We start from the raw sequence: 1,461 nt of genomic DNA, 5'->3' as shown, positions 1-1,461 counted from the left end.
TGATCGCTGGCAAGCTCAACTTCACTTCGATCAACCCGCATACTGCATAACCCATTTGAATTTCAAAAGAGCCTCAACAAGTTTGCTCTGCGCGGCAGGCTCGACAGAACGATGCAGGGGAAACATTCGTTTGGCAGCCGACCCCTAATCTACATAGTGCGACTGCTTTTCTGGCAAGGATTGCAGTTCAGCTGTCAATGCAAAAGCCGCTAGCTTTTGAACTGTTCTGGTCGGATTGTGTGGGGCGTCTACACGCGCACCGACTTCAGAGTGGCGCCTTTGCGCACGTCGAGCGATCAGTTCTATTTGAAGAAATGACGTTCACAAAGCCTGCCGCTGAACTACGGGAGCTGCAACCTATACATTATTGTCATTCGCGCTGCGGAGCCAAAGTCCTGTACGAGGGTGCCGGACGCCCCGATTTCGGCTCTGGTGCAAATAGGCGGTCTGTACGAGATTGTTGTTATCTAGAGGATACCTCATGAAGCAGACAGGACGGCCTCCCAGACTGCGGGCGCAGTGGTATCTTTGAGGCTGAGCTTCGCGAGGCCGAACTGGCCCTTGCGAATACGATGTACCAACTCAATACCAGAGAGAGTGATCGCTGCGTTCCTGAAACGTTTGAAGCCGAGCATGACTTTCGTCCGGGACTTGATGTTGCGGTGGTCCTGCTCGACCAGATTATTGAGATATTTCGAGGATTGGACCTTCGTGTCCTCAGGCAGCAAGCCATCGGCCTTCATCTCGCGCACGGCGCGGCGCGAGGCCGCATAGCCGTCAAGCGTGATGCCCTTCGGTGGCTGGCCCTGATGTCTGATGGCCTTCCTGAAAAAGGCTTTCGCCGCCTCCACGTCGCGCTTGGCAATGTCCCAATGACAGTTGAAGGTTGGGACGGCGGGTGCGGCATAGGTTAGGCGACCTTTCGATCATGGTCAATGTTCGTTGTCGAAGGCGGACGCTTCAGCGCCGCTGCGAGTACCCATAGGTCGCTCACACCGAGGATTTTGCGGAAGTTCTTCTCGGCTTCCAGGAATCCGGCCGCCGCCCAGCGCACCGCCATGTCGGCATCGCGATAGCGCTTCACACGGCCTGCAACACGGCGTACCGCACCGTTCGGATTCTCGATGATGTTGGTCGTAGACAGGCCGCGCATGAGCGCCGGCGTCAGGCCCAGCTCGTTCACCGTGAACGTCTCCTCCATTCCTTCGAGCAGCGAGGCCGAGGCATCCGGGTGGTCGGACTGGAGCCACGCCGCGTGCGTCTTGAGCTTGGCCATGCCGTCCTTGGCCGGCAGCTTGTAGGCCGCTTTCATGATCGCTGCGGTTTGCGAGATGCATTCTTTCGGCAGGCGCTCGAGGACGTTGCGCTGTCCGCGCCGATTGAATTTTGAGGCTCTTTTGAAATTCAAATGGGTTATGCAGTATGCGGGTTGATCGAAGTGAAGTTGAGCTTGCCAGCGAT

Annotated in this window: 2 pseudogenes; both read right to left on the bottom strand. The window is 56.8% G+C overall.

From position 1 onward, the window contains the following. Nucleotides 1–479: 479 nt before the first annotated feature. Nucleotides 480–860: pseudogene (locus EVC45_RS44585) on the bottom strand (DDE-type integrase/transposase/recombinase); the annotation flags it as partial. A gap of 50 nt (nt 861–910) precedes the next feature. Beyond that, nucleotides 911–1,461, bottom strand: a pseudogene (locus tag EVC45_RS44580) (hypothetical protein); the annotation flags it as partial.

Source organism: Paraburkholderia sp. UYCP14C, assembly GCF_004197395.1.
Taxonomy (GTDB): domain Bacteria; phylum Pseudomonadota; class Gammaproteobacteria; order Burkholderiales; family Burkholderiaceae; genus Paraburkholderia.
Note: the sequence above shows the minus strand (reverse complement) of the source record. Positions and strands in the feature narration are given on the sequence as shown.